The following is a 23,941-nucleotide window of genomic DNA, read 5'->3' as shown; positions in this document are numbered from 1 at the left end:
TCCGGGTTCATTGCCGCGAAGGGCAGTCCATGAAGGTCATCATCTGCGGTGCGGGGCAAGTCGGCTGGCAGATTGCCCGCCACCTGTCGGGCGAACGCAACGACGTCACCGTCGTCGACAACAACGCCGACCTTGTCGCCCGCGCCACCGATACGCTGGACGTGCAGGGGATCACGGGCTTTGCATCCTATCCGAACGTTCTGGAACGGGCGGGGGCCGAAGATGCGGACATGCTGATCGCGGCGACGCATTCGGACGAGGTCAATATGGTGACCTGCCAGATCGCCCATTCGGTCTTTACCGTACCGCGCAAGATCGCGCGTCTGCGGGCGCAAAGCTATCTGAGCGCGATGCGATCCGGCCTTTATCGTCGCGACCACCTGCCGATCGACGTGGTCATCAGCCCCGAACGCGAAGTGGCCGAGGCCGCGCTGCGCCGTCTACGCGCGCCGGAAGCCTTTGACATCGTCGATTTCCTGGATGGTGCCGCGCAGTTCGTGGGCCTGCATCTGGATGAGAACTGCCCGGTTCTCGACACGCCGCTGCGGCAATTGTCGGAGCTTTTCAGCACCCTGCGTGCCGTCGTCGTGGGCGTGCGCAGGGCCGACAAGGGGCGGCTTTTTGCGCCCGAACCCGGCGATCAGCTGAAGGCCGGCGATCAGATCTATGTGCTGTGTCATTCCGATGACCTGTCGCGAACGCAGGAAATCTTTGGCAAGAAACTGAAGAAGCAGGAACGGATCGTCATCATCGGCGGCGGAAATGTCGGCCTTGCGGTCGCGCGCGCCCTCGAGGCGGCGCCCGAGCGGATCCGGGCCAAGATGATCGAGCGCAATCGGACCTGCGCCGAACGCGCCGCCGAGGCGTTGGAGCGCACGATCGTCCTGTCGGGTGACGGCCTGGACATCGAACTGCTGCGCGAGGCGAATATCGACAAGGCCGACGCCGTGCTGACCGTGACGGATGACGACAAGACGAACATGCTGGCCGCGGTGCGCGCCAAGGCCGCCGGCTGCCGCAAGACCATCGCCCTGATCAATGACCCGACGCTTGTCCCGCTGCTCGATCCGCTCGGGATCGATGCCTATGTGAACCCGCGCCAGACGACGGTGTCGTCGATCCTGCGGCATGTGCGGCACGGACGGGTGCGCAACGTCTATTCGGTCGGCGATTCCGAGGCCGAGGTGATCGAGGCGCAGGTCCTGTCGACCTCATCCATGGCGGGCAAGGCGGTGCGGGACATCGATTTCCCGGAAGGCGTTCTGGTGGGCATGATCCGCAAGTCCGCGGGCGTGGTGCGACCCGAAGCGAGTACCGTGATCGAGGAGGGGGACGTCATCACACTGTTCGCGCTCTCGGCGGATGTGCCCGAGGTGGAGCGGCTGTTGCAGGTGCAGGTGGACTTCTTCTGATGGCGGGGCCGCGCCGATGCCAGCCCTGATACGCCGCATCCCGTTGTTGGTGGTGCTGGCGGCGGCTCTGTCGGCTTCGATGTTCGTGCCCGCCATCCACGCGGTCGTGAATGACCGCCACCGCGAGGCGCAGGCGTTCTTCTATGCCGGCACCCTGCTACTGGCGTTAATCGGAGGAATCGCGATCGCGACCGTGCGAACGAAGCCTACGAATATCACCCGAAACCATCTGATCGCGCTGTTGTCGGTCTTCACCTTGCTCCCGGCGCTTGCCGCCGTGCCGCTGACCGATATCGTGCCAGATACGCGCGCCCTGAACCTCTATGTGGAGATGGTTGCCGCGATGACGACCACCGGCGGCAGCCTGTTTGCCGCCGACCGTCTGTCGGATTCGGTGCATCTGTGGCGGGCCATGGTGGCCTGGCAGGGAGGGTTCGTGATCTGGATCGCCGCCATCGCGATTCTCGCCCCGCTGAACCTGGGCGGATTCGAAGTGGCCGACGGGAACGTAACGCGCGGGGCCGACCGGATCGGGGGGGCGGACGGCAGTGATCCGGTCGCACGGCTGACCCGGGCGACGATGACCCTGGGTCCGATCTATCTGGGTCTGACAGCCCTGCTTTGGGGGCTGCTGGTCGCCTCGGGGGAACGGGCGGTGACGGGCCTGATCTTCGCGATGTCGACCCTGTCGACATCTGGCATCACGAACGCCACGTCGCTTGGGGAAAACGGGGCGGGCCTTGGGGGCGAAATGCTGATCGCCGTGTTTCTGCTGTTCGCCCTGAGTCGTCAGCTGTTCTCGACCGACATGAACCGCGACCACATCCGCAACCTGGCACAGGATCGGGAGCTCCGGATCGGGGCGATGCTCATCGCGCTGGTGACGGTCGTCCTTTTTGCACGCCACTGGGTCGGCGCGCTGGAGGTGGGGGCGCTGGCCGATACCGAAGCCGCCCTCGGGGCGCTCTGGGGGTCGGCGTTCACGGTGCTGTCGTTCCTGACCACGACCGGGTTCGAGAGCCTGCACTGGCAGGAGGCGCAGCAATGGTCGGGCCTTGGCGCGCCGTCGGTTCTGTTACTGGGGCTGGCGATCTTCGGGGGCGGGGTCGCCACCACGGCGGGCGGCGTGAAACTGTTGCGGATTTACGCGCTCTATGCCCACGGGCGACGGGAAATGGCGCTTCTGGTGCATCCAAGCTCCATCGTGAGCGGGCGGGCGGGTGCGCGGCGCATCCCCTCCGGCGGGACCGAGGCGGCCTGGGTGTTCTTCATGCTGTTCGCGACGTCCATCGCCGGTGTGACCTTGGCGCTGACCCTGACCGGCCTCGAATTCGAGACGGCGATGACCCTTGCCATCGCCTGCCTGACGACAACCGGCCCCCTGGCCGAGATCGTTCTGGGTGGCCCCGGCGCGATCAACGTCCTGCCCGATGCGGCCAAGGTCGTGGCGGCCATGACGATGGTCCTGGGTCGGCTTGAAGCGCTGGCGTTGATCGCCCTTCTAAACCCCGATTTCTGGCGCGATTGACCTTGCGGCAACTGTTCACCGGCTGCGTCTTGCCATGGCACGTCAGAAACCTTCGTTTCAGGGGTGGAAACTTTGTGAACTGCGTTTCATAAACAGGGCATTGCAATTCGACGCCTCGCAAAAGGGGCGCGCGGGACAGGGACTTCTGACAATGGCATCGGATAAGCAGAATCTTCAGGACGCGTTTCTCAACCACGTCCGCAAGACGAAAGTGCCCGTGACGATTTTTCTGATCAATGGTGTGAAGCTTCAGGGCGTGATCACCTGGTTCGACAACTTCTGCGTGCTGTTGCGCCGCGACGGTCAGAGCCAGCTTGTCTACAAGCACGCGATCTCGACCGTGATGCCGGCCCAGCCCATCAACCTTTATGACAATAACGGGGACGGTTCTGACGAATCCTCCTGATCAGACGCATTCGACCGAAGCGCAGCCAACGCGCGCTCTGGTCCTGCATCCCGACACGCGCGCAGGCGACCGTTCCGCCAGGGATCCGAAATATGCCCTGGAGGAAGCGGTGTCGCTGGCCCATGCGTTGCCGGGACTCGAGGTGTTGGGCGGCGACATCGTCCGACTGCCCAAGCCGCATCCCGGCATGCTCTTCGGGTCCGGCAAGGTCGAGGAACTGCGCGCCCGGATCGAGGCTGACGAAGTCGACCTGATCCTGATCGACGGCGCCGTGACCCCCGTCCAGCAGCGCAATCTGGAACGGGCCTGGAAGGTCAAGCTGCTGGATCGGACCGGCCTGATTCTGGAAATCTTCGCCGACCGTGCCGCGACGCGGGAAGGCGTGTTGCAGGTCGAACTGGCGGCGCTGTCCTATCAGCGGACGCGTCTGGTGCGGGCCTGGACCCATCTGGAGCGTCAGCGCGGCGGCCTCGGGTTCGTGGGCGGCCCGGGTGAGACCCAGATCGAGGCGGACCGCCGCGCCATCGACGACCAGATGATCCGCCTGCGCCGTCAATTGGCCAAGGTGGCCACGACGCGGGAGCTGCACCGGGCGGCGCGCGCCAAGGTGCCGTATCCGGTCGTGGCCTTCGCGGGCTATACCAACGCGGGCAAGTCGACGCTGTTCAACCGTCTGACCGGGGCGGATGTGCTGGCCAAGGACATGCTCTTTGCCACGCTCGACCCGACGATGCGGTCGGTGCGCCTGCCGGTGGGCGAAGCAGGGGGCCTCGATGTGATCCTGTCGGACACGGTGGGCTTCATCTCGGACCTGCCCACGCAGCTGGTCGCCGCCTTCCGCGCCACGTTGGAGGAGGTGCTGGACGCCGATCTGGTTCTGCACGTCCGCGACATCAGCCATCCTGAATCCGCGGCGCAGGCCCGCGACGTGGAGACGATCCTGGAGCAGCTTGGCGTGTCGCCGGACGTGCCGCGCCTGGAATTCTGGAACAAGTCCGACGCGCTGTCCGCCGACGATCTGGAGGCCACGACCAACCTCGCGGCCCGTCAGGAGAACGTGTTCCTGGGCTCCGCGCTCAGCGGCGCGGGTCTGGATGCGCTTCTGGCGGCCATCGCAGATCGCCTTGAGGGTCGGGTGATGGAGAGCGACATCCTGCTGGCCCATGATGCGGGGCGCGCCCGCGCCTGGCTGCACGAACGCGGTCTGGTGACGGCCGAGTCGCAGGAAGAGGCGGGAACGCGCGTTTCAGTACGATGGTTGGCCGAAGATGCGGCAAGGTTCCGCAGTCGCTTCCCCAATGAGGCCGATTCCGCAGGGATTGTTGCGCCACCCGAAGTCGATTGACGAAAATGGCCTTGGTGACGGGCAAGTCGTGCCGGTTTCCCGAGCAATAAGGACTCAATTAAAATCGGAGTCCCGTCATGACCTTTCTGCGTACCGCGCGCGTAACTGCGCTCTCCATCCTTCCCGTCGCCCTGGCGCTGCCCGCGATCGCGGATGTGGGCGTCCGCCCGACGCCGCGCCCCGACGCGCCGATCTTTGCTGAGATGCCCGACGCCCCCACGGTGCCCGAAGGCTGGCGTGATCGGCTGGTGGCCGCGAACCTCGCGTCGATCCACGCGGATCTGCCCGTCGCCCCGACAATCCTGCCCTATGACGTGCGGCAGATGGGGAACGACATGCCCGTCGCGCCCGGCCTGCCCAGTCTGACCGACGTCGCGGTCTTCATTCCCATCCCGGTTGTCCTGCATGGCGACATGCCCGTCGCCGACGTCGTTGGCCCCGTGGATCAGGCCGTGATCGAGCCGACCGAGACCGCAGCCGACGCCGGCTGAGCTCCGGACATAGACCTTCGCCGTCCTTCGGGATGCGCTTGGGGGAGGGGTGCGTCTTCGGGAAGGGGGGCGTGCCCCTTTCGGCGTGTCCGGGCGTCGGTTCGGATCATTGACCCGGGATTATGTCCAAAAGGGGTGACAAGAGCACATTGTCCTGCTACCTTTTTCATCAGATCGAGGCAGAAGACCTCGGCGGTATGAGCAGACTTTGGACAGGACAAACCCATGACCGCATTCTCGCGTCGTCGCTTCATTGCGGCGGCTTCCGCTCCTCTGGCGCTTGCCGCCTGCGGGAACGGCATTGGCGCCAACGGTGGCCAGCGCATCGATAGCCGCGTGGATGCGGCCTTCAACTTCATGTACAACCAGCTGCCGGACACACAGGTCCTGGCGGGCAAAGCCAGCGGTATCCTGATGATGCCCGTCGTGACCGAGGCCGGTCTCGGGATCGGGGGCGCCTACGGGCGTGGGGCGCTGCGGATCAACGATGTAACGGTGGATTACTATTCCACGACCGCCGCCTCGGTCGGCCTGCAGATCGGTGGCCAGCAATATAGCCACGCGCTGTTCTTCATGACCGAACCCGCGCTCAACAACTTCCGCACCTCGCCCGGCTGGGTCGCGGGGGCCGACGTCGAATATGCCGTGTCCAACAACGCGGGCGGCCTTCGCACCGGAACGACCGAACTTCTGACGCCGGTGATCGCCGTGGTCTTCGGGCAGGCCGGACTTCTGGCCGGCGCATCGCTCGAGGGCGCGAAATACAATCGGATCATTCCCTAAGGTTCCTCCTGGGTGGCGCGGGGTCCCAAGCTTCTGTGCCACCCCTTTTCCCGCCGCGCCGCATCCCGGTGCGATCGGTCGAAATACGCGATTTCCCCCTTGCAACACATGTGCCGCCGTGAGATAGGCCGCGCACTTCACAGGCGGGGGCGGGCCCTCGGGGGAGACATCCCCGAACGGTCCACCGGTTGAGCATGACGCTCTGATCCCCCGCTCAGGATTGAAACCGGAAAGGACAAGAAACATGGCATTGCCTGATTTCTCTCTGCGTCAGCTGCTCGAAGCCGGCGTTCACTTTGGTCACCAGACCCAGCGTTGGAACCCCCGGATGGGCCCGTATATCTACGGCGCCAAGAACGGCATCCACATCATGGACCTGACCCAGACCGTTCCCATGCTGGAGCAGGCGCTGCAGGTCGTGGCCGATACCGTCGCCCGTGGCGGTCGCATCCTGTTTGTCGGCACCAAGCGCCAGGCCCAGAAGCCCGTCGCCGATGCCGCCGAGCGTTGCGCGCAGTACTACATGAACCACCGTTGGCTGGGCGGCACGCTCACCAACTGGAAGACCGTGTCCAACTCGATCAACCGCCTGAAATCCATCGACGAAGCGATGGACGGCGGCTTCGAGGGCCTGACCAAGAAAGAGCGTCTGGGCATGGAGCGTGACCAGACCAAACTGCAGGCCTCGCTCGGCGGGATCCGTGAAATGGGCGGTCTGCCCGACCTTCTGTTCATCATCGACGTGAACAAGGAAGACCTGGCCATCGCCGAAGCCAAGAAGCTGGGTATCCCGGTCATCGCCGTCGTGGACAGCAACTGCTCGCCCGATGGTGTGGACTACATCATCCCCGGCAACGATGACGCGGCCCGTGCCATCAGCCTCTATTGCGACCTCGTCGCCCGCGCCGCGCTGGAGGGCATGAGCGCCCAACTCGGCGCCGCCGGCGTCGATATCGGTGCGATGGAAGAGGGTGCGATTGACGGCGACGCGGACGACGTCCCTGCCGAAGCAGACGCCGCCGAGGCCTGAGCCCCGACGCACATCGGTTCAGAGGGCGCGCCACCGACGGCGCGCCCCACCCCATTTTTTCAAGGAGACAGGATCATGGCGATCACCGCAGCAATGGTGAAGGACCTGCGCGACACGACCGGCGCGGGCATGATGGATGCCAAGAAGGCACTGACCGAGACGGATGGCGACATGGAGGCGGCAATCGACTGGCTGCGCACCAAGGGTCTGGCCAAGGCCGCCAAGAAATCGGGCCGCACCGCCGCCGAGGGCCTCGTGGCCGTGGCCGTGGATGGCACGACGGCGGTTGCCGTCGAAGTGAACTCCGAGACGGACTTCGTCGCCAAGAACTCCGAGTTCCAGCAGATGGTGTCGGACATCGCGACGGCCGCGCTGTCGGTCGATGACGTCGACGCGCTCAAGTCGGCCAAGGTCGGCGGCAAGTCGGTCGAGGATCTGGTGACCGGCAAGATCGCCACCATCGGCGAGAACATGTCCGTGCGCCGCATGGCCAAGCTGTCGGGCGGGTCCGTCGTGTCCTATGTCCACAACGCCGCCGCACCCGGCATGGGCAAGATCGGCGTTCTGGTCGCCCTGTCCAAGGCCGACGACGCCTTCGGCAAGCAGGTCGCCATGCACGTCGCCGCGACCAACCCCGCCGCCCTGAACGAGGCCGAGCTCGACAGCTCTGTCATCGACAAGGAACGCCAGGTCCAGATCGACATCGCGCGCGAGTCGGGCAAGCCCGAGCAGGTGATCGAGAAGATGATCGAAGGCCGGATGAAGAAGTACATGGCCGAGGTCACGCTTCTCAACCAGCAGTTCGTCATCAACCCGGACGTGACCGTGGAGCAGGCCGCCAAAGAGGCCGGCCTGGAGATCACCGGCTACATCCGCCTGGAAGTCGGCGAAGGCATCGAGAAGACGGTCGAGGATTTCGCCGCCGAAGTCGCCAAGGTCAGCCAGTCGTAAGATCTGACCCGAGACCAGCAAAAAGCGGCGCCGAAGCAAATTTCGGCGCCGCTTTCCGTTGTCCGGTCTGGCAGACTGGGGAGCGCCGCCACCGGAAGTCACCGCTCAGCCCGGGGGAAATTCCCCGGACCTCGCATCTGCCGAACTTCATCGGCCGAACTGCAGCACGTCGGTTGAAAACCGCTCCGATGCGCCCCCGTCCGAATAGTCCATGGCGTAATTGCCATCACTCACAAGACACCCCGAGCATGCCGCTTTCCCCTAGGTCAGGTAAGTAAGGAAAACCTTACCCCCCGCGGATCAGGGGGCCGCGTCGCCTTCGTAGCGGAAGAACTGGTTCTGGATGCTCGTCTTCAAAATCGCCTGCGCCGTGGTTTCGACATCCAGCGCATCCCGCGCAAGACGCAGGTGTTTTTCCACCGTGGCCGGGTTGCGCCCCATCAGGAGGGCGACGTCCTGGATGGTCTTGCCATCGGCCACCAGCTCCAGCACCTCGCGCTGGCGCACTGTCAACTGGCGCCCGTGGGACGCATGGGGCAGGGACATCATCGTCAGGTGGCAGACCTGGCAAATCAGCTCGATCTCGCAGCCATGGGTGGCCCAGATCGCCTCGACCTCTTCCTGGGTCAGGGTCGTGCTGCTCAGCCCGACGCCGTGGCCGGTGCGCGGCGACACCCGGGGAAAGCTGATCCCATAGCCCGCGATGATGCCGTGCGCGCGGTTGAATGCCACCACTTCCATCACTTCGGGGGGCAGCAGGCCGGCCTTGGCTTCCTCGGCGATGGTCGCCCAGGACAGCGTCCCGGTGTTCTTCATCGCCCACCGGACCATGGGGGCGTTCCGGAACAGCCCGCCCTCCAGATAGGGATCGGTGAACTCCTTGGGATAATTCGTCATCACAACGGCGTCGCGGATGTCGCCGGCCGAGAAATCGGTCCGAAACCGGGTCACCGCATAGAGCACACGATTGAAACCGTAGTCGCCCATCCGCTCCAGAAAGCGGGACCAGACCGTTTCAAGGTCGGTCAGACGCGAGGTTTCGAGCAGGAACTGCTCGGTACTGGTCAAGGATTGCGGCACGAAACGGAATCCGATGTGTGAGGTGACGTAAGGTTACGCAGAGTTCACGCATGTGTCGAGACGTCGCAGCCAAGGCTCAAACGGTCCGGGCCACCCAATCGGCCAGGGCAGCCAGTCCGGGGCCGAGCGCATTCTGGAACGCGGGCACAAGATCCGCAGGCCGGTCGGACGCGGCAAGCGACGCGCCCGCAAAGTCGCGCGAGGCCAACACCCTCTGGTCGCTGTCGCGGATCAGGCTGGCCGACAGGGCCGTGCGGACCGGGACCGCGTCCTGACCGGCGACGGGTTCGGCCTGAAACGCGTCGACCCGCAGCAGCAACGCGACATCGGGCAGGGGGCCGCCATCCGCCGATCCGACGTATCCCAGACGACCCGACTCGGCGATGGAGCGGATGACGAGCGATTGGACAAGCTGCGGCACCTCTTCGGACCAGCGGGCATCAGGCAGATAGGCCACCGACAGGGGGTCGGGCTTGATCAGGATGCGGTCGGTGGAGATGGCCGCCGGCGCCTCGGGACGGGCGACGACAAGAGTGACGGCGCGGCGCGCGCCGCCAGAACCGGCAACCGGCGTCAACTCGTAGGTGGGCAGGGCGCGAGACGCGTTCTCCAGAGCGCCAAGTGCGGCGCAGCCCGAACTGCTGGCGACAAGGCCCAGCAAAAGCGCCCGGCGGGGCAGGGAAATCATGGCGTCACCTCCTGTATTCCGGCACTTGGCCGCCCTGGATAAGCCCGACGGGGTTGTTGCGGATCTGGCGGACCAGATCGGACAATCCGCGGACCAGCGTTCGGGTCTCTGTGGCCAACCGGCCAAACTCGGGCAGGGTGGTCGCGCCGAAATCACGCAACCCCGGGGTGACCACTGCCACGGCATTCGCGATATCGCGCAGCACCGTATCGGCCCGCGCGGTCAGGGTCGGCAAGTCGCGGGCGATGGCATCGGCGGCGGCCCGGATGTCGGCCATCGCGGGGCCGATGTCCGCCTCCATGATGGTGCCGGCCGTGGCGAAGGCCCCGTCCGCCGAGGCGAGCGCGCCGTCGAGCGTGTCGAGGGTCGTGCCCCCGCGTTCCAGCAGGGCGGTGACCTCTGCCAGCGCGGCCCGCGCGTCGGTCGCCAGCGGGTCGAGTTGGTCGGTCGTCCCGGCAATGCCGTCGGTGATGCGGGTCAGGGCGGCCCGTGTCTCGGCACTCGCGGCACGCAGGTCCGACAGGGTCGCAGGCAGGTCATCGCGCAGCGCAGGCTCCACCGCCGACAGCGTTCCGCGTGCCGACGCCAGAAGCGCGGCTCCGTCGCCTGACGCCAGTTCGTCGATCCGGTCCGCCGCGCGGGCCAGGGCGTCGAAGGCAGTCTCTGCCGACTCGAGCGTCGTGTCGAGCCCTGCGACCCCGCTGCGCAGCGCGGCGAGCGTATCCGGCCCTTCCTGCGCCAGGAGATCGCGCGTGAGATCGAGGGCAGTGCGCAGATCCGCGATGGCCGGGGTTGCCGCATCGAAGGTCCCCGTCGCCGCGATCAGGGCCGAGTCCGCATTCGCGAGCGTCGTCCCGACCTGTCCCTCCAAAGCTGCGATCGTGTCGCCCAGACCGCCGATCTGCGTCGCCGCCGCAGAAAGCCCCTCGGTCAACTCCGCCATCCCGTCTAGCGTCGTGTCCAGCTTGGCCGAGGCCGAGTCGAGGTTCGTCAGGATGCGCGCGACCTTGGTCTGGGTGTCGGGCCCGACCAACACGCGGACGTCCGCGACAAGAGCGGCCACGTCGTCAAACAGGACAGGCGCGTCGTTCAGCAGCGTTTGCAACCCGGTTCGGCGCGACGGGATCAATGCAGGGTCATCGGGCACGGAGTTCAACAGAGGCGCCGAGGGCGAGCCGCCCGACAGAGCGACATAGGCGATGCCGGTGACCCCCTGTGACGACAGCTGCGCGATGGTGTCGCCGCGCACGGGTGTGGCGGCGTCGATCTCGATCCGCGCGTAGATCAGGGACGGGTCGGGCGCGTGCAGGCGCAGTTCGGTCACCCGCCCCACCGGCAGGCCGTTGAAGACGACTTCGCCGTTCACCGTCAGGCCCGAGACGTCGTTGAAAAGCACCCCGTAGACCGCCTCGTCGCGGTCGAGCCGGAACGATCCGAGCCAGACGAAGGCGGCCAGCACCGCGCCGAGCCCCAGAAGGGTAAAGAGCCCGATCAGCAGGAAGTTCGCCTTGATTTCCACTATGGCTCTCCCCGTGCGGCGCGCCCGCGTGGGCCGCCCAGATACGCCTGCAACCACTCGTGTCGCAGGTCGCGCAATTCGTCGAGCGTGCCGGTCGCCAGCACACGCCGCTCGGCCAGAACGGCGACCCGGTCGCAGATCGCGTGCAGCGTATCGAGATCGTGGGTCACGAGAAAGACCGTAAGTCCAAGGGCATCGCGCAACTGGCGCACCAGAACATCAAGGGCGGCGGCCCCGATCGGGTCCAGCCCGGCGGTCGGCTCGTCCAGAAAGACGATCTCGGGGTCGAGCGCGATGGCCCGGGCAAACCCCGCGCGCTTGCGCATGCCGCCCGACAGGGCCGAGGGCGGCTTGTCCATCGCATCATCGGGCAGGCCGACCATACGGACCTTGATCGCCGCCAGCTTGCGACGCAGGTCGTCGGGCAGATCCATCTGTTCGCGCATCGGAGCCTCGACGTTTTCGCGGACGGACAAGGAGGAGAACAGCGCACCACCCTGGAACATCACCCCCCATCGACGCCGCAAGTCGCGGAATTCCTCGGGGCTGGTGTCTCGAACGGGTTGGCCCAGAACCTCGATCTCGCCTTCGGCAGGCTCCAGCAGGCCCACGATCTGACGCAGCAGGACCGACTTGCCGGTGCCCGACCCGCCGATGACACCCAGGATTTCGCCGCGCCCCACATCGAGGTCCAGCCCTTCGTGGACGACATGGTCGCCGAACCGCGTGGCAAGCCCGCGCACCCGGATCACGGGATCGTCCATCAGACCCCCACCACGGCGAAGAACACCGAAAAGACCGCGTCCGCCACGATCACGAGGAAGATCGACGCCACCACCGCCGCGGACGTCTGCGCACCCAGGCTTTCGGCGTCGCCGCCCACCCGCAACCCGTTTCGGCAGCCGACGACCCCGACGATCAGCGCGAAGACCGGCGCCTTGATGAGGCCGACGGCCAGGTGCCAGGGGCCGATCTGGGTCGCGATCCGTTCGGCAAAGGCGGCGGGCGCGATGCCAAGGTCCATCCAGGCCATCATTGCCCCGCCGGTCAGGCCCGCGACATTCGCCAGAATGCACAGGATCGGAAGCATCAGGACCAGCGCCAGAATGCGCGGCGCCACCAGCACCGTGATCGGATCAAGGCCCAGGGCGCGCAGGGCGTCAATCTCTTCGCGCATCTTCATTGACCCGATGGCCGCCGTGAACGCGGAGGCGGACCGGCCCGCCACGATGATGGCCGTCAGCAGGATGCCAAGCTCGCGCAGGACCGAAATGGCGATCAGGTCGACGACGAAGATCTCGGCCCCGAATTGCTCCAGCTGCGTCGATCCCTGAAACGCCACGACCACGCCGATGAGGAAGGACATGAGCACCACGATGGGCACCGCATCGAGGCCAGTCGCCTGCATGTGGTGGACCATGGAAGTGACGCGAAGCCGCCCGGGATGGCGCAGAAGACGCAGGATCTCGGCGACGACCTGACCCAGAAAGGCGGTCAGGGCCAGCGCCTCGCGGCCCGTGTCCCAGACGGCGTGGCCCAGACGGATCAGCAGGTTGCGCAGCGTGTGACGTTCGGGCGGCTGCACGTCCGGCGGCAGGTTCCGGCGCACGGTTTCGATCAGGTCGTTCTGAGGCGCGGTCGCCCCGGACACGGGCACGTCGCCGAACCGCTGCGCAAGGTCCAGAACCAGCCAGGCCCCCGCTGTGTCGAGGCGGGCAACCTGTGACAGTTCGATCCGGGCAACGGTGCCGTCCTCTGGCGCTGCGACGGTGCCGACGTGGGCAATCGACAGGTCGCCCGACAGGTGCAGCGTGCCATCCGCAATGCGCAGGTCGATACCGCTCATGAACCGTGCCTTGCGCCGATGCGCGTGCCTGCCCGTCTGTCCAGCATGTCCACTGCGTCCTCCAGCCGTCCGATCCACGCGTTGCCGCCGGTCTGACGGGCGAAGTCGGCGGCGGCGGCGACCTTGGGCGCCATGGACCCGGCGGGGAGGGTCATCGCCTCGGCCTCGTCCGGTGTCAGATGCAGGATCGTCCGGGCGCGGTCGGTGCCGAAATCGGCCATCACGCCGGCGACGTCGGTCAGCAGAAGTAAGGCATCCGCCCCCAGACGCCGGGCCAGAAGGGCAGAGGTGCTGTCCTTGTCGACCACCGCCTCGACCCCCGTCAGGCGTCCGTCCGGCCCGCGGGCGACGGGGATGCCGCCGCCGCCGCCACAAATCACCACGGCCCCGTGGTCGAGCAACAGGCGTGCCGCTGCAAGGTCGGGAATATCCAGAGGCGGAGGCGAGGGGACAACGCGTCGCCATCCCGCGCCGTCCTGACGGACCGTCCAGCCGTTCGCCCGGGCCCGCGCCTGGGCCTCGTCTTCGGTCCAGACGGGACCGACGAACTTGACGGGGTCGGCAAATGCCGGATCGGCAGGATCGACCAGAACCTGTGTCAGAAGCGTCGCGACGGGGCGATCATGGTCCAGCGCGTTCTCCAGCTCCCGTTCGATCACATAGCCGATCATGCCATCGGTTTCCGCCCCCAGAACATCAAGCGGCCAGGGATCCGTCTGCATCGCCAGAAGCCCGATCTGCGGGCCGTTGCCATGGGTGACGACAAGGCCGTGACCGGCCTTCAGGATCCCGGCCAGGGCCCGGGCCGCACGGGCAACGTTGGCCTGCTGTGCCAGCGCCGTCAATGGCTCGCCCCGTTTGAGCAGGGCATTGCCCCCCAAGGCTGCGACGACCAGCATGGGTCAGCCGCCCAGGGTGGCGACGAGAACCGCCTTGATGGTGTGAACACGGTTCTCGGCCTGGTCGAAGACGATGGACCAGGGGCTTTCGAAGACCTCGTCCGACACCTCGATCCCGTCCAGTCCGAATTGCGCGCAAAGCCTGGCACCGATTTCGGTCTGGTCGTCGTGGAAGGCCGGAAGGCAATGCATGAAACGCGCATCGTCGCGCCCGGTGCGCCGCATCATGTCCAGGTCGACGCGGTAGGGGCGCAAACTCTCGACCCGCGCGGGCCAGAGCGACTCGTCCTCGCCCATGGAAACCCAGACGTCGGTGTGAACGAAACGCGCGCCGACCATGCCCTCGGTCGGATCATCGGTCAGACGGAACGATCCCCCGGACGCCCGGGCATCGGCGGTCAGCGCGGCGCGGATGGCATCGTCCGGCCAGAGGGCGCGCGGACCGCACAGGCGCATGTCCATCCCCATCCGCACCGCTCCGATGGCAAGGCTCACCGCCACGTTGTTGCCGACGTCGCCCAGGAAACACGCGGCCACGCCGCGAAGATCATGGCCCGCCACCTCGCCCATGGTCAGCAGGTCGGCCAGCGCCTGCGTCGGGTGAAAGCGGTACGTCAGGCCGTTGTAGACCGGGACACCGGACCATTCCGCCAGGGTTTCCACCGTGGCGTGGTCGTGGCCGCGAAATTCAATCCCATCATAGAGGCGGCCCAGAACGCGGGCCGTGTCCTTGACGCTTTCCTTCTTGCCCATGTGCGACCCGGTCGGGCCCAGATAGGTGACATGCGCGCCCTGATCGAAGGCCGCGACCTCGAAACCGGCGCGGGTGCGGGTGCTGTCCTTTTCGAAGATCAGGGCGATTTCGCGCCCCTGAAGCCGGGGCAATTCGGTGCCCGCCGCCTTGGCCGCCTTCAGGTCTGCGGCAAGGTTCAGAAGATGGGCGATCTCTGCGCCCTTGAAATCCGCCAGCGTCAGCAGCGAGCGTCCATGAAGATTGAACGACATGTCGGTTGTCCTTCCCGTGGCTGAATGCGTCAGTCGCCCGCCGCATCGCGGACCAGCGGACAGGACAGGCAGCGTGGCCCGCCGCGTCCCCGGCCGAGTTCGCCGCCGGGGAAGGTGATGACCTCGATGCCGGCCTTGCGCAAAAGGGTGTTGGTGCGGGTGTTGCGGTCATAGGCCAGGACCTTGCCCGGCCCGATGGCCAGGACATTGTTGCCGTCGTCCCATTGTTCGCGCGCGCGCAGATATCGGTCGCCGCCCGTGGCGATGACGCGCAGGCCGGGCTGGCCAAGCGCCTCGGCCACCACGTTCAGGAACGGCGTCGTCTCGGCGGTGACGTCGATGGCGCCGGGGGCGGAGGCGGGGCGGATGCTGTGACAGGTGATCGCTTCGGCGACCTCCGGATAGGCCGTGGCACGGTCGCGGTCACACAGGGTGAATACCGTATCGAGATGCATGGAGGCCCGACCCTTTGGCATGGTGCAGGCGATGACGCGCTGCACCTGACCCGCGTCGAACAGGGCGCGGGCCATCTGGCCCACGGCCTGGGGTGCCGTCCGTTCGCCCATGCCGATCAGAAGGGTGCTGCGGCTCAGGACCATGACATCGCCCCCCTCGAGTGGGGCCAGTCCCGGCACGGGCCAGGGGTGAGCGGCCTCGCGAAAGCGCGGGTGGTGGTCGTGAATGGCCTTCAGGATCGCCGTCTCGCCGCCGCGCGCGGCATAGCGCATCGTGCCCCGGATCACGCCACCATTGACGCAAAGACTGCTGTCGCGCGGAAACATCAGATTGGGCAGCGGGGCGACCAGCAGGCCCTCGGGCCCCAGAACCTGCGCCGTAAGGCCCGATACATCCGGGGCTTCGTCCACCGTCAGCCCGCCCATCAGAAGGTCGGCAAGACGCGCGGGGCCCAGATCGTCGCACCAGGCGCGCAGGTCGTCGCACAGGCCGATGCCCACGGTGTCGGCGGTAACCCGGGCCGCGACCAGGGCCTTGCGCGCAGGGGCGATGGCCAGCACGTCGATCAACAGGTCCCGAAGGTCGATCACTTCGATGCCCTCTGCCTCGAGCAGGGTGGTGAATCGTCGGTGATCGGTCTGCGCCTGCTCCAGCCACATGACATCATCAAAGAGCATCGCGTCGCAGGTGGAGGGGGTCAGCCGCGCCTGTGCAGGTCCCGGCGCGCAGACGATGACACTGCGCAGATGCCCGGTCTCGGACTGGACGGCGGGGAAGGCCGTCACAGCATCGCTCCAAGGCTGAGCGCGCCCATGATGAGCACGGCCAGGATCACGAGAAGGGGGGCCACGAACCGCAGCCATTTGTCATAGGGCACCCGTCCGATGGCCAGCGCGCCGACAACGACGGCAGATGTCGGCGTGATCAGGTTCACGAGGCCCGACGCGGATTGATAGGCCGTGACCGCCAGCGACCGATCCACACCCGCGAAATCGGAGGCGGGGGCCAGGATCGGCATGGACAGCACGGCCAGCCCCGAGGTGGAGGGCACGATGAAGCTTAGCCCCGCCTCGATTGCGAAGAGCGCATTGACATAGACCACCTGCGAGACGCCGGTGACCAGTCCTTCGGCGGAATGCAGGATCGTATCGGTCATGTGACCCGCGTCCATGACCACGACGATGCCCCGCGCGAGGCCGATGATCAGGGCGACCCCCAGAAGGTCGCGCGCACCATCGACGAAGGCGGTGACAAAGGGCTTTTCGCCGACCCAGCCCGCCACGCCGATCACCAGTGCTGCGGCCAGGAAGAGCATCGACATCTCGGCCATCCACCATCCCTGGCTTGCGACACCCCAGATCATTACGGCGAAGGTCACGGCAAAGAGGAGCAGAACGATGCGGTGGTTCGTGGTCAACGGCACCACGCGCGCGCTGCCACTCCGAAGGAAATGACGTTCATTCTCGGCGGCGCGGGACGCGACCAGCGACCGGCTCTCATCGGCCTTGACCCGCGCGGCATAGCGCATCACCCACCAGACGCAGATCGCCCAGCCGAGGCCCAGGATCGCCAGTCGAAGCCCGATCCCGTCGGTGAACGGAATGCCCGCTGCGTTGGAGGCGATCGTGGTCGCAAAGGGGTTGATGGTCGACCCCAGAACCCCGATCCCGGCCCCGAGCAGGATGACCGCGACGCCGGTCAGCGCATCATAGCCCGCGGCGATCATCACAGGGATCAGGATGGCATAGAAGGCGAGCGTTTCCTCGGCCATGCCATAGGTCGTGCCGCCCAAGGCAAAAAGCGCCATGAGGACGGGGATCATCCATTTCTCCCGCCCGCGCATCCGCGCCATGGCCGCACCGATGCCCGCGTCGATTGCCCCGGTGGCGTTCACCACACCCAGGAAACCGCCGATCACGAGGACGAACAGCGACACGTCGATGGCGTTCGCGGCATAGCTGTCGGGGTCATAGAACCCGGCAATCGGGGCGCGCAGAACATCCCAGAGGCCCTGGGGCGTGGCCGCAACCGTCGCGTAGGTGCCCGGAACGGGAACGTCCTTGCCCAAGGCCTCGCTCGCCACGCGGGTGTATTCGCCCGCGGGCACGAACCAGCTGGCCAGCGCCACCAAGGCCACCAGCGCGAAGAGGATGGTGAAGGCCGAGGGGAAGCGATCCGTGCGGGTCGGCTCCGGGCTTGGATGTGTGACATCGGTCATGGCGGTCCCTCCCATTGGCATCGGTGACGGAACGATGCCCCCGCGGCGGGGCAGGGGCATTGACGGCGGTCAACCGCGGCTCAGATGCCGCAGGTGTTCAACCCGAGAACCCGGTAGAGCGGGCAGAACCGAAAGAGCGACGTCAGCACAAGCACCGTGCCCACGATCATCGCGCCATAGCCGAGCACCGGACTGGCCCACACCGGCGGGACGTTGAGCAGGGGTGCGACGATCAACGCCAGCCCCAGGCCAAGGCGGATGATCATATCCGCGGATCCGACATTCCGTGTCATAGCGTTCTCCTTCGGGGTCAAAGTCCCGCGTCCTGGGACAGATGCGAGCCCATCGCGGTGATGCGCGCGGTTTCGGTGAGGTAGTCCGACACCGCGCAATGCAGGAAATCCGTGCCCATCTGGCGGGCTTCGGTCGGGGATTGGCAGGCGAGCAGCGCGTGCTGCATCTCTGCGTCCTTGGCCAGACGTTCGGCGACGAAGCGGGTCCACTCGCCCTGAATCCGGGTCGCCCCCTCGAGCCAGGTCATCGCCATGCGCGTGCCGACCGACCATGGCATCAGGGACATGGCAAAGCCAACGTTCGATGCGTCCGATGCGCTCGTCCTGGCTGTGGTCTGTTTGTCGGGCTGTGTCATCGTCCTTCTCCCTGTCATGGATGGATCGGTCGGCCCAAGGATGCACCTTTCGCGCGGCGCCCTCATTGACGTGCGTCAAGTCGCGGCGTTTCGTTTCGATCCATCATGGGGCGACGGAAGGATCGCGCCCCATGCAGGACCACGGACATGGCCCCGAAGAAATCGCAGCCCGTTTGGCCGGGCGGCAGGGGCCGGGCCATCTGCGCGACGCGGTCTATGGCGCAATCGACGGCGCGGTGACCACATTCGCCATTGTCGCGGGGGTCGCAGGATCGGGCCTGCCGGTCGGGGCGATCCTGGTTCTGGGGCTGGCGAATGTCCTGGCCGACGGGTTTTCCATGGCGGCGGGCAATTACGCGGGCACCAAGGCCGACGGCGACCACAGGGGGCGCCTGCGCGCGCGGGAGGAGCGGCACATCCGCCTCTATCCCGAAGGCGAGCGCGAGGAATTGCGCCAGATCCTCGCCATCAAGGGTCTGACCGGAGAGGCCCTCGACAGCGCGGTCGAGGCCATCGCCTCGAACCAGGCGATGTGGATCGACACGATGCTGACCGACGAATACGGTCTGGGCCCGACCGAACCAGAGCCGGTGAAGGCCGCATGGATCACCTTTTTGGCGTTCCTTGCAGCGGGCCTTCTGCCGCTCGTGCCATTCATCCTGCCGGTGCCGAATGCCTTTGCCGTCTCGGCGGGGGTCACATCGCTAACTTTCGTACTGATCGGCGCCATCAAGAGCCGATGGTCGCTGGCCCGCTGGTGGGTTTCGGCATTGGAAACGCTGGTCATCGGCGGCACGGCCGCCGCGATTGCCTATTTCGTCGGAGGTCTGTTCAATGTGGGGTAGGTCGATGCGGCTGACGCGGATCATGGGGATCGAGATCCGGCTTGATGCGAGTTGGTTCGTGATCGCAGCACTTCTGACGTGGTCGTTGAGTCAGGGGTATGTTCCGGCGCTTCTGCCTGCGACGGACGCGTTGCAACGGGTGGCCGCGGCCCTTGTGTCGATGCTCGCGCTGTTCGGATCGCTGATCCTGCACGAATTGGCCCATGCCACCGTCGCGCGGGCCCATGGCATGGGGGTGAATTCGATCACCCTGTTCCTGTTCGGCGGGGTGGCGGAGTTGCGGGACGAGCCGCCCGATGCGCGGACCGAATTCCGCGTGGCCATCGCGGGCCCGGTTGCCAGCCTGGCGATTTCTGCGGTCTTTGCACTGGGCTGGTGGGCGGCCCCGGCGCTTGGCCTGTCCGACCTTGTCGTCGTGGTTCTGGGCTATGTGGCGCTGGCCAACCTTGTTCTGGCGGTCTTCAACATGGTTCCGGCCTTTCCGCTCGATGGCGGGCGGGTCCTGCGCGCCTGGCTTTGGCGCAGCCGCGACCTGGCGGGGGCGACACGGATCGCGGGCGGGGTGTCCAATGTGGTCGCCTTCGCGATGATTGGTCTGGGCGTCATTCAGGTGCTGTCGGGCAGCGGGGTCGTGGGCATCTGGCCTGTCCTTCTGGCCCTGTTCATCCTGACCGCATCAAGCGCCGCCCGGTCGCGGGTCGATCTGGCCGAGGCGCTGGCCGGGCGCACCGTCCGACAGGTGATGAAACACGATCCGGTCTCGGTCGACCCGTCTCTGACGCTTGCCGACCTGGTGGATGGCGTGATGCTGCGCCATGCGGTGTCCTTCGTGCCGGTGGTCGAGGCAGGGCGATTCCTCGGGGTGGTCGATCTGCCCACGGTGCGGGGGATCGAGCGCGAGAATTGGCCGCACACGCGGGTGGATGACGTCTTTCAGGCGATGCAGGCGGCCGATGTGCTGGCCCCCAACATGGACGCGGGCGACCTGCTGGACCGGATGGTGCGGACCGGCAAGCGCAAGTTCGCGGTGCTGGACCGCGGTCGGCTGGTCGGGGTCGTGACGCTTGGCGATCTGATGGCTCGCGTCCGGCTCAAGGCCGAGCTGGCGCAGCATGCCAGGTGAAGCCACTGGCCGGACGGGGGCCAAGATGCCATCCTCGCACCGACCAGAGGCGACCGGAGAGTTGCAGATGATGGACGAGGATGCGGCCCTGCTCGATGCCCTGCTCGATGCGGCGGTGGATGCGATCGTGGTGGCCGATGCCAAGGGTCGGATCCTGCGCGTCAACGCCGCCGCCGGGACCCTCTTCCGCCAGTCGCTCGACAGGATGCTGGGCGGCAGCATATCGGAGCTGATGACGCCGGACATGGCGGCGCGGCATCCGGGCTTTGTGGAGACCTATCTTGCCACGGGCAACCGACGGATCATCGGCACCGGGCGCGATGTCACCGGTCGGCGCGGCGATGGCACGACATTTCCCATGCACATTTCGGTCGGTCGAACGGATATCGCCGGGGGTCCGGTCTTCATCGCCATCATGCACGATCTGACCCGCAGGTTGATCGCGGAAGAGGCGCTGATGCGGGCGCAGCGGATGGACGCAATCGGCCAGATGACGGGGGGCATCGCCCATGATTTCAACAATCTGCTGACCATCATCGTGGGAAACCTCGAACTGATGCAGATGGCGGGCTCAGATGCGAAAACCGCCGAGTTGATCGAGGATGCGATGTCGGCGGCAGAGATGGGGGCGGACCTCACGTCGCGCCTGCTGCTCTTTTCGCGCAAAGGGGAACTGCGGCCCGAACCGCTCGATCTGGGGCTTGCCACGTCGGATGCGCTGCGCCTGCTGCGTCGCACGCTAAGTGCGCGGATCACGGTCGAGAAACGACTGGTCGACGACATCTGGCCCGTCGAACTTGATCCCGTGCAGCTGCAAACCGCGATCATCAACCTGGCGCTGAACGCGCAGGATGCCATGCCGGACGGCGGTCGCCTGCGTCTCGAGGTCGAGAATATCACCGTCGACGACGATCATATGGCACAGACCGTGCCATTCCCGCCCGGTCGATACGTCCGCCTGTCGGTCAGCGATACCGGCATCGGGATGACGCGCGATCAGCAGCGGCGCGCGCTCGAGCCGTTTTATACCACCAAACCGCCGGGCAAGGGGACCGGCCTCGGGCTGTCGATGGTCTATGGCTATGTGGGCCAGTCGGGCGGGCATCTGACGCTTTACAGCGAGGTGGGGAAGGGGACGACGGTCTCTCTCTATTTCCCGCGGTCCGACGGCGGCGCGGCCCGGGTCCCGACGCAGGACACGCCTTCACCGGCCTTCGGCGCGCGCCGGGTCGTGTTGGTGGTCGAGGACGATCCGGCGGTCCGGCGGCTGTCCGAACAACGGATCGCGGCCCTGGGGTTCGACGTGGTCGGGGCCGACAATGCGCAGGACGCCTGGGAGATCCTGACCGCGCGTGATGATGTGGCGCTGGTCTTCACCGACCTCGTCATGCCCGGCACTATGACCGGCGAGGATCTGGCCCACCGGATCGGATCGGAGCGGCCGGACGTGGCCGTGTTGCTGACGTCGGGATTTTCGGGCGGGATGGCCAACCTGGAAGGGATCGAGGGCGCACCGCAGCTTTTGCGCAAGCCCTATCGCCAAGCCGATCTTGCGGCGGCTGTCGAGGCAGTGCTGACCCGCGCCCCCTGACCACAACGCGGCCGGTCAGGCCTGCGGCACAGGACGCTCGGCCAGCATGTAGCCGACGCCGCGAACCGTGCGGATCAGTTCGGGGTTGGCCGGATCCCGCTCGATCTTCTTGCGCAGGCGCGCCACCTGATTGTCGATGGTCCGGTCGAGAGGGGACCAATCCGTCCCGTTCACGAGGTCCATCAGCCGGTCGCGCGACAGAGGGCGCAACGGGTTGTCCACGAAAGCCCGCAACAGCCGCACATCGGCCGCCGTGACCTCGCAGGACTGACCGTCCCGGTCGCGCACATCCATGCGGTCGAGATCGATGATCAACCCGTCGAGCGTCTGGCTTTCCACGCAGTTCGGCACGCCCGGATCACGGGCCGAGCGGCGGAACACCGTCTTCACCCGGGCCAGAACCTCGCGCAGATGAAACGGTTTCGCGATATAGTCGTCCGCACCCAGTTCCAGACCGACGACCCGGTCGATCACGTCACCCTTGCCGGTGATCATGATGATCGGGATTTGCCGCATGCTGCGGATTTCGCGGGCCAGATCGAGCCCGTCTTCGCCCCTGAGGTTCAGATCGAGCGTCACGAGATCCAGCGGTGTCGCCGTCAGATGGCGGCGCGCGGTGGCGATGTCGCCCGCCTCGACCACGTCGAAACCTTCGCTCTCGAAGGCCTTTCGCAGCACGGTGCGGACCTTGGTCTCGTCGTCGATGATGAGGATCTTGCGGGGTGTCATCGTCAAACCTCGGCTTCCCTGCCGCATTTATACAGCCCGCATTCGACCTTGGGCCAGCCCTGCGACCGGCCCACGCGACACTTCGCTACAATTCGATACATCTTCGGTGGACGTGATATGACAGGCATCGATGAATATCGGAGGCATCCAGACCAAGGGGGCCTGCCATGTCTGCCTATCAGAAGTTCAACCAAGAGCCTGCCGTTCATATCCGGCGGCCCCGGCTTCATCCGGTCCGCACGCTTGATGCGGGCGACGTCCTGTTCCATGAGACCGATCCGGCGACCTGTCTGTTCGAAGTTAAGTCCGGTGTCCTGCGCCTGACGCGTCTGCTTGAAAACGGGCGCCGGCATGTGATCGGCTTTGCCCATGCGGGCGACATCGTGGGGTTTTCATCCGACCACGGCCATACCGCCGATTGTACCGCCCTGTCTGAGACGACCGTTCTGGTCCACCGTCGCGGAGAGGGAGACAGCAGGGACGCGAACGCCGAGCAGGGCTGCGATATCGAGGCCGCCGCGATGCGCCAGATCGAGACCTTGCAGGATCACCTGCTCCTGATGGCGCGCCCCGGGGCCTGCGGCAAGCTTGCCTCGTTCCTTCTGGCGCAGGTCGACCATCAAGCCGGGACACGCGCGGATCTGTCCGTGCTGCAGCTCGAGATGCCGCGCTCGGATATCGCCGACTACCTGTGCATGACCCCCGAGACCGTCAGCCGCGCCCTGACGAAGATGCGCAGGGGTGGCTTGATCCGGCTGGAGACGGCGCAGCGGATCGCCATCCTCGACCGGGAGGGCCTGGCCGAGATGGCCGGGGCGGAATGACGGGCTCAATCGTCCCAGATCGTATCCGCAGGCCAGAACGACCGGATCGCGGGTGGCAAGGCATGTCGAACATGTCGGAGTTCGCCTTCGGACACGCGGTTGGCCAGGGTCGCAAAGACCGCCGCGATGTCGTCGCGACCGCGATAGCCGTCGACTTGCCCGACGCGCCTGTCGATCGCCGCGAGAAAATGCGCGGCGTCACGGTCATGACCGGATGTCCGGGCGGGCTGCCAGCCTTCGAAGAACATGCCCCGGATCAGAAGCGGCATCTGGGCGGACAATTGGGCGACTTCGGCATGCGGGATGTGGTCGCGCACTTCGGTCAGAACCGCGCGCATCAGGCGCAGGGCGTCCCGACTGCTCGGCCAATCCAGGCGCTCGCGCAATTCATTGACCCATTCGTGGGTCAGTTGGACCGTATGGTCCAGCACTTCGAGGTTTTGCGCAGACATGTCTTGCTCCTTCCCGGGGTTGTCGGCCCGAGGATAGCGCAGGCGGGGGCGACGCCCCTTGACCGGCGTCA

The 23,941-nt window shown here is 66.3% G+C and carries 25 protein-coding genes; 12 read left to right on the top strand and 13 right to left on the bottom strand.

The features are described 5' to 3' along the window. The first annotated feature begins 29 nt into the window (after positions 1-29). The 8 genes from trkA (at position 30) to tsf (ending at position 7,946) form a co-directional block, all read left to right on the top strand. Positions 30-1,412: a Trk system potassium transporter TrkA gene (trkA, locus tag BM002_RS01590; protein WP_092776636.1), complete on the top strand. Its 1,383-nt coding sequence runs from the start codon at positions 30-32 to the stop codon at positions 1,410-1,412. Positions 1,413-1,428: 16 nt separating this feature from the next. Then, entirely contained in the window at positions 1,429-2,940 is a 1,512-nt protein-coding gene (locus tag BM002_RS01585; protein ID WP_092776634.1) for a potassium transporter TrkG, read from the top strand. Between the two features lie 151 nt (positions 2,941-3,091). Next, positions 3,092-3,346: an RNA chaperone Hfq gene (gene hfq, locus BM002_RS01580; protein ID WP_092778619.1), complete on the top strand. Its 255-nt coding sequence runs from the start codon at positions 3,092-3,094 to the stop codon at positions 3,344-3,346. After that, on the top strand, positions 3,309-4,691 hold the full coding sequence (gene hflX / locus BM002_RS01575; RefSeq protein ID WP_092776632.1) for a GTPase HflX: 1,383 nt from the start codon (positions 3,309-3,311) through the stop codon (positions 4,689-4,691). The genes hfq and hflX overlap by 38 nt, the downstream gene beginning before the upstream one ends. A 77-nt stretch (positions 4,692-4,768) precedes the next feature. Next, on the top strand, positions 4,769-5,182 hold the full coding sequence (locus tag BM002_RS01570; RefSeq protein WP_092776630.1) for a hypothetical protein: 414 nt from the start codon (positions 4,769-4,771) through the stop codon (positions 5,180-5,182). A gap of 225 nt (positions 5,183-5,407) precedes the next feature. Further along, positions 5,408-5,965 (top strand): lipid-binding SYLF domain-containing protein, encoded by a 558-nt coding sequence (locus BM002_RS01565; protein WP_092776628.1) that lies wholly within the window; start codon positions 5,408-5,410, stop codon positions 5,963-5,965. Between the two features lie 244 nt (positions 5,966-6,209). Continuing rightward, positions 6,210-6,995: a 30S ribosomal protein S2 gene (gene rpsB, locus BM002_RS01560; RefSeq protein WP_092776626.1), complete on the top strand. Its 786-nt coding sequence runs from the start codon at positions 6,210-6,212 to the stop codon at positions 6,993-6,995. 75 nt (positions 6,996-7,070) lie between these two features. Beyond that, the gene (gene tsf, locus BM002_RS01555) at positions 7,071-7,946 is read left to right on the top strand and encodes a translation elongation factor Ts (protein ID WP_092776624.1); all 876 of its coding nucleotides are present in this window, start codon (positions 7,071-7,073) and stop codon (positions 7,944-7,946) included. A 300-nt stretch (positions 7,947-8,246) separates the two neighbouring features. On the opposite strand, the gene BM002_RS01550 is transcribed toward tsf, so the two are convergent. From BM002_RS01550 to BM002_RS01500, 11 genes are all read right to left on the bottom strand, one after another. Further along, positions 8,247-9,014, bottom strand: coding sequence for a LuxR family transcriptional regulator (locus BM002_RS01550; RefSeq protein ID WP_245749091.1), 768 nt, complete (start codon positions 9,012-9,014; stop codon positions 8,247-8,249). 88 nt (positions 9,015-9,102) lie between these two features. Beyond that, positions 9,103-9,714, bottom strand: a complete 612-nt coding sequence (locus BM002_RS01545) for an ABC-type transport auxiliary lipoprotein family protein (RefSeq protein ID WP_092776622.1) — start codon at positions 9,712-9,714, stop codon at positions 9,103-9,105. Between the two features lie 4 nt (positions 9,715-9,718). Beyond that, entirely contained in the window at positions 9,719-11,233 is a 1,515-nt protein-coding gene (locus BM002_RS01540) for an MlaD family protein (protein WP_175484771.1), read from the bottom strand. Continuing rightward, positions 11,233-11,997 (bottom strand): ABC transporter ATP-binding protein, encoded by a 765-nt coding sequence (locus BM002_RS01535; RefSeq protein ID WP_092776618.1) that lies wholly within the window; start codon positions 11,995-11,997, stop codon positions 11,233-11,235. Before BM002_RS01535 ends, BM002_RS01540 begins: the two co-directional genes overlap by 1 nt. Then, on the bottom strand, positions 11,997-13,079 hold the full coding sequence (locus BM002_RS01530) for an ABC transporter permease (RefSeq protein WP_092776616.1): 1,083 nt from the start codon (positions 13,077-13,079) through the stop codon (positions 11,997-11,999). Before BM002_RS01530 ends, BM002_RS01535 begins: the two co-directional genes overlap by 1 nt. Beyond that, on the bottom strand, positions 13,076-13,978 hold the full coding sequence (locus BM002_RS01525) for a carbamate kinase (protein WP_092776614.1): 903 nt from the start codon (positions 13,976-13,978) through the stop codon (positions 13,076-13,078). The genes BM002_RS01530 and BM002_RS01525 overlap by 4 nt, the downstream gene beginning before the upstream one ends. Positions 13,979-13,981: 3 nt before the next feature. Next, the gene (gene argF / locus BM002_RS01520; protein WP_092776611.1) at positions 13,982-14,983 is read right to left on the bottom strand and encodes an ornithine carbamoyltransferase; all 1,002 of its coding nucleotides are present in this window, start codon (positions 14,981-14,983) and stop codon (positions 13,982-13,984) included. A gap of 29 nt (positions 14,984-15,012) precedes the next feature. Then, positions 15,013-16,224: an arginine deiminase gene (locus BM002_RS01515; RefSeq protein ID WP_245749090.1), complete on the bottom strand. Its 1,212-nt coding sequence runs from the start codon at positions 16,222-16,224 to the stop codon at positions 15,013-15,015. Continuing rightward, complete coding sequence (locus BM002_RS01510) at positions 16,221-17,657, bottom strand: YfcC family protein (protein ID WP_092778617.1); 1,437 nt, start codon at positions 17,655-17,657, stop codon at positions 16,221-16,223. Before BM002_RS01510 ends, BM002_RS01515 begins: the two co-directional genes overlap by 4 nt. Positions 17,658-17,737: 80 nt before the next feature. Then, positions 17,738-17,950 carry a YgaP family membrane protein gene (locus tag BM002_RS01505; protein ID WP_092776607.1) on the bottom strand — a complete coding sequence of 71 codons (213 nt, stop codon included), beginning with the start codon at positions 17,948-17,950 and terminating at the stop codon, positions 17,738-17,740. Between the two features lie 17 nt (positions 17,951-17,967). Beyond that, entirely contained in the window at positions 17,968-18,306 is a 339-nt protein-coding gene (locus tag BM002_RS01500; protein ID WP_139212208.1) for a hypothetical protein, read from the bottom strand. A gap of 131 nt (positions 18,307-18,437) precedes the next feature. On the opposite strand from BM002_RS01500, the gene BM002_RS01495 reads away from it, so the two are divergent. Genes BM002_RS01495 through BM002_RS01485 form a run of 3 tightly spaced genes read left to right on the top strand, consistent with a single transcriptional unit; the run spans position 18,438 to position 21,865 of the window. Then, positions 18,438-19,151, top strand: coding sequence for a VIT1/CCC1 transporter family protein (locus tag BM002_RS01495; RefSeq protein WP_092778616.1), 714 nt, complete (start codon positions 18,438-18,440; stop codon positions 19,149-19,151). A gap of 4 nt (positions 19,152-19,155) precedes the next feature. Continuing rightward, positions 19,156-20,274: a site-2 protease family protein gene (locus BM002_RS01490; RefSeq protein WP_175484770.1), complete on the top strand. Its 1,119-nt coding sequence runs from the start codon at positions 19,156-19,158 to the stop codon at positions 20,272-20,274. A 25-nt stretch (positions 20,275-20,299) separates the two neighbouring features. Beyond that, a complete protein-coding gene (locus BM002_RS01485) occupies positions 20,300-21,865 on the top strand; it encodes an ATP-binding protein (RefSeq protein ID WP_092776601.1) in 1,566 nt (521 codons plus the stop codon). A 15-nt stretch (positions 21,866-21,880) separates the two neighbouring features. Here the strand turns inward: BM002_RS01485 and BM002_RS01480 are convergent, their stop codons facing one another. After that, positions 21,881-22,594 carry a response regulator gene (locus BM002_RS01480; RefSeq protein WP_092776599.1) on the bottom strand — a complete coding sequence of 238 codons (714 nt, stop codon included), beginning with the start codon at positions 22,592-22,594 and terminating at the stop codon, positions 21,881-21,883. 167 nt (positions 22,595-22,761) lie between these two features. On the opposite strand from BM002_RS01480, the gene BM002_RS01475 reads away from it, so the two are divergent. Beyond that, positions 22,762-23,418, top strand: coding sequence for a Crp/Fnr family transcriptional regulator (locus tag BM002_RS01475; RefSeq protein ID WP_092776597.1), 657 nt, complete (start codon positions 22,762-22,764; stop codon positions 23,416-23,418). Positions 23,419-23,423: 5 nt separating this feature from the next. Here the strand turns inward: BM002_RS01475 and BM002_RS01470 are convergent, their stop codons facing one another. Next, positions 23,424-23,870 carry a DUF2267 domain-containing protein gene (locus BM002_RS01470; RefSeq protein WP_092778615.1) on the bottom strand — a complete coding sequence of 149 codons (447 nt, stop codon included), beginning with the start codon at positions 23,868-23,870 and terminating at the stop codon, positions 23,424-23,426. Positions 23,871-23,941: the final 71 nt, after the last annotated feature.

Source organism: Jannaschia pohangensis, from assembly GCF_900113875.1.
GTDB classification, from domain to species: domain Bacteria; phylum Pseudomonadota; class Alphaproteobacteria; order Rhodobacterales; family Rhodobacteraceae; genus Jannaschia; species Jannaschia pohangensis.
The sequence above is the reverse complement of the archived record's forward strand: the minus strand, read 5'-3'. Positions and strand labels throughout refer to the sequence as shown.

What these genes read in the sequence shown, in the direction of transcription:
- trkA (WP_092776636.1), top strand. Translation starts at nt 30, where the DNA reads ATGAAGGTCATCATCTGCGGTGCGGGGCAAGTCGGCTGGCAGATTGCC.
- BM002_RS01585 (WP_092776634.1), top strand. Translation starts at nt 1,429, where the DNA reads ATGCCAGCCCTGATACGCCGCATCCCGTTGTTGGTGGTGCTGGCGGCG.
- hfq (WP_092778619.1), top strand. Translation starts at nt 3,092, where the DNA reads ATGGCATCGGATAAGCAGAATCTTCAGGACGCGTTTCTCAACCACGTC.
- hflX (WP_092776632.1), top strand. Translation starts at nt 3,309, where the DNA reads ATGACAATAACGGGGACGGTTCTGACGAATCCTCCTGATCAGACGCAT.
- BM002_RS01570 (WP_092776630.1), top strand. Translation starts at nt 4,769, where the DNA reads ATGACCTTTCTGCGTACCGCGCGCGTAACTGCGCTCTCCATCCTTCCC.
- BM002_RS01565 (WP_092776628.1), top strand. Translation starts at nt 5,408, where the DNA reads ATGACCGCATTCTCGCGTCGTCGCTTCATTGCGGCGGCTTCCGCTCCT.
- rpsB (WP_092776626.1), top strand. Translation starts at nt 6,210, where the DNA reads ATGGCATTGCCTGATTTCTCTCTGCGTCAGCTGCTCGAAGCCGGCGTT.
- tsf (WP_092776624.1), top strand. Translation starts at nt 7,071, where the DNA reads ATGGCGATCACCGCAGCAATGGTGAAGGACCTGCGCGACACGACCGGC.
- BM002_RS01545 (WP_092776622.1), bottom strand. Translation starts at nt 9,714, where the DNA reads ATGATTTCCCTGCCCCGCCGGGCGCTTTTGCTGGGCCTTGTCGCCAGC.
- BM002_RS01535 (WP_092776618.1), bottom strand. Translation starts at nt 11,997, where the DNA reads ATGGACGATCCCGTGATCCGGGTGCGCGGGCTTGCCACGCGGTTCGGC.
- BM002_RS01530 (WP_092776616.1), bottom strand. Translation starts at nt 13,079, where the DNA reads ATGAGCGGTATCGACCTGCGCATTGCGGATGGCACGCTGCACCTGTCG.
- BM002_RS01525 (WP_092776614.1), bottom strand. Translation starts at nt 13,978, where the DNA reads ATGCTGGTCGTCGCAGCCTTGGGGGGCAATGCCCTGCTCAAACGGGGC.
- argF (WP_092776611.1), bottom strand. Translation starts at nt 14,983, where the DNA reads ATGTCGTTCAATCTTCATGGACGCTCGCTGCTGACGCTGGCGGATTTC.
- BM002_RS01510 (WP_092778617.1), bottom strand. Translation starts at nt 17,657, where the DNA reads ATGACCGATGTCACACATCCAAGCCCGGAGCCGACCCGCACGGATCGC.
- BM002_RS01505 (WP_092776607.1), bottom strand. Translation starts at nt 17,950, where the DNA reads ATGACACGGAATGTCGGATCCGCGGATATGATCATCCGCCTTGGCCTG.
- BM002_RS01500 (WP_139212208.1), bottom strand. Translation starts at nt 18,306, where the DNA reads ATGACACAGCCCGACAAACAGACCACAGCCAGGACGAGCGCATCGGAC.
- BM002_RS01495 (WP_092778616.1), top strand. Translation starts at nt 18,438, where the DNA reads ATGCAGGACCACGGACATGGCCCCGAAGAAATCGCAGCCCGTTTGGCC.
- BM002_RS01490 (WP_175484770.1), top strand. Translation starts at nt 19,156, where the DNA reads ATGCGGCTGACGCGGATCATGGGGATCGAGATCCGGCTTGATGCGAGT.
- BM002_RS01485 (WP_092776601.1), top strand. Translation starts at nt 20,300, where the DNA reads ATGCCATCCTCGCACCGACCAGAGGCGACCGGAGAGTTGCAGATGATG.
- BM002_RS01480 (WP_092776599.1), bottom strand. Translation starts at nt 22,594, where the DNA reads ATGACACCCCGCAAGATCCTCATCATCGACGACGAGACCAAGGTCCGC.
- BM002_RS01475 (WP_092776597.1), top strand. Translation starts at nt 22,762, where the DNA reads ATGTCTGCCTATCAGAAGTTCAACCAAGAGCCTGCCGTTCATATCCGG.
- BM002_RS01470 (WP_092778615.1), bottom strand. Translation starts at nt 23,870, where the DNA reads ATGTCTGCGCAAAACCTCGAAGTGCTGGACCATACGGTCCAACTGACC.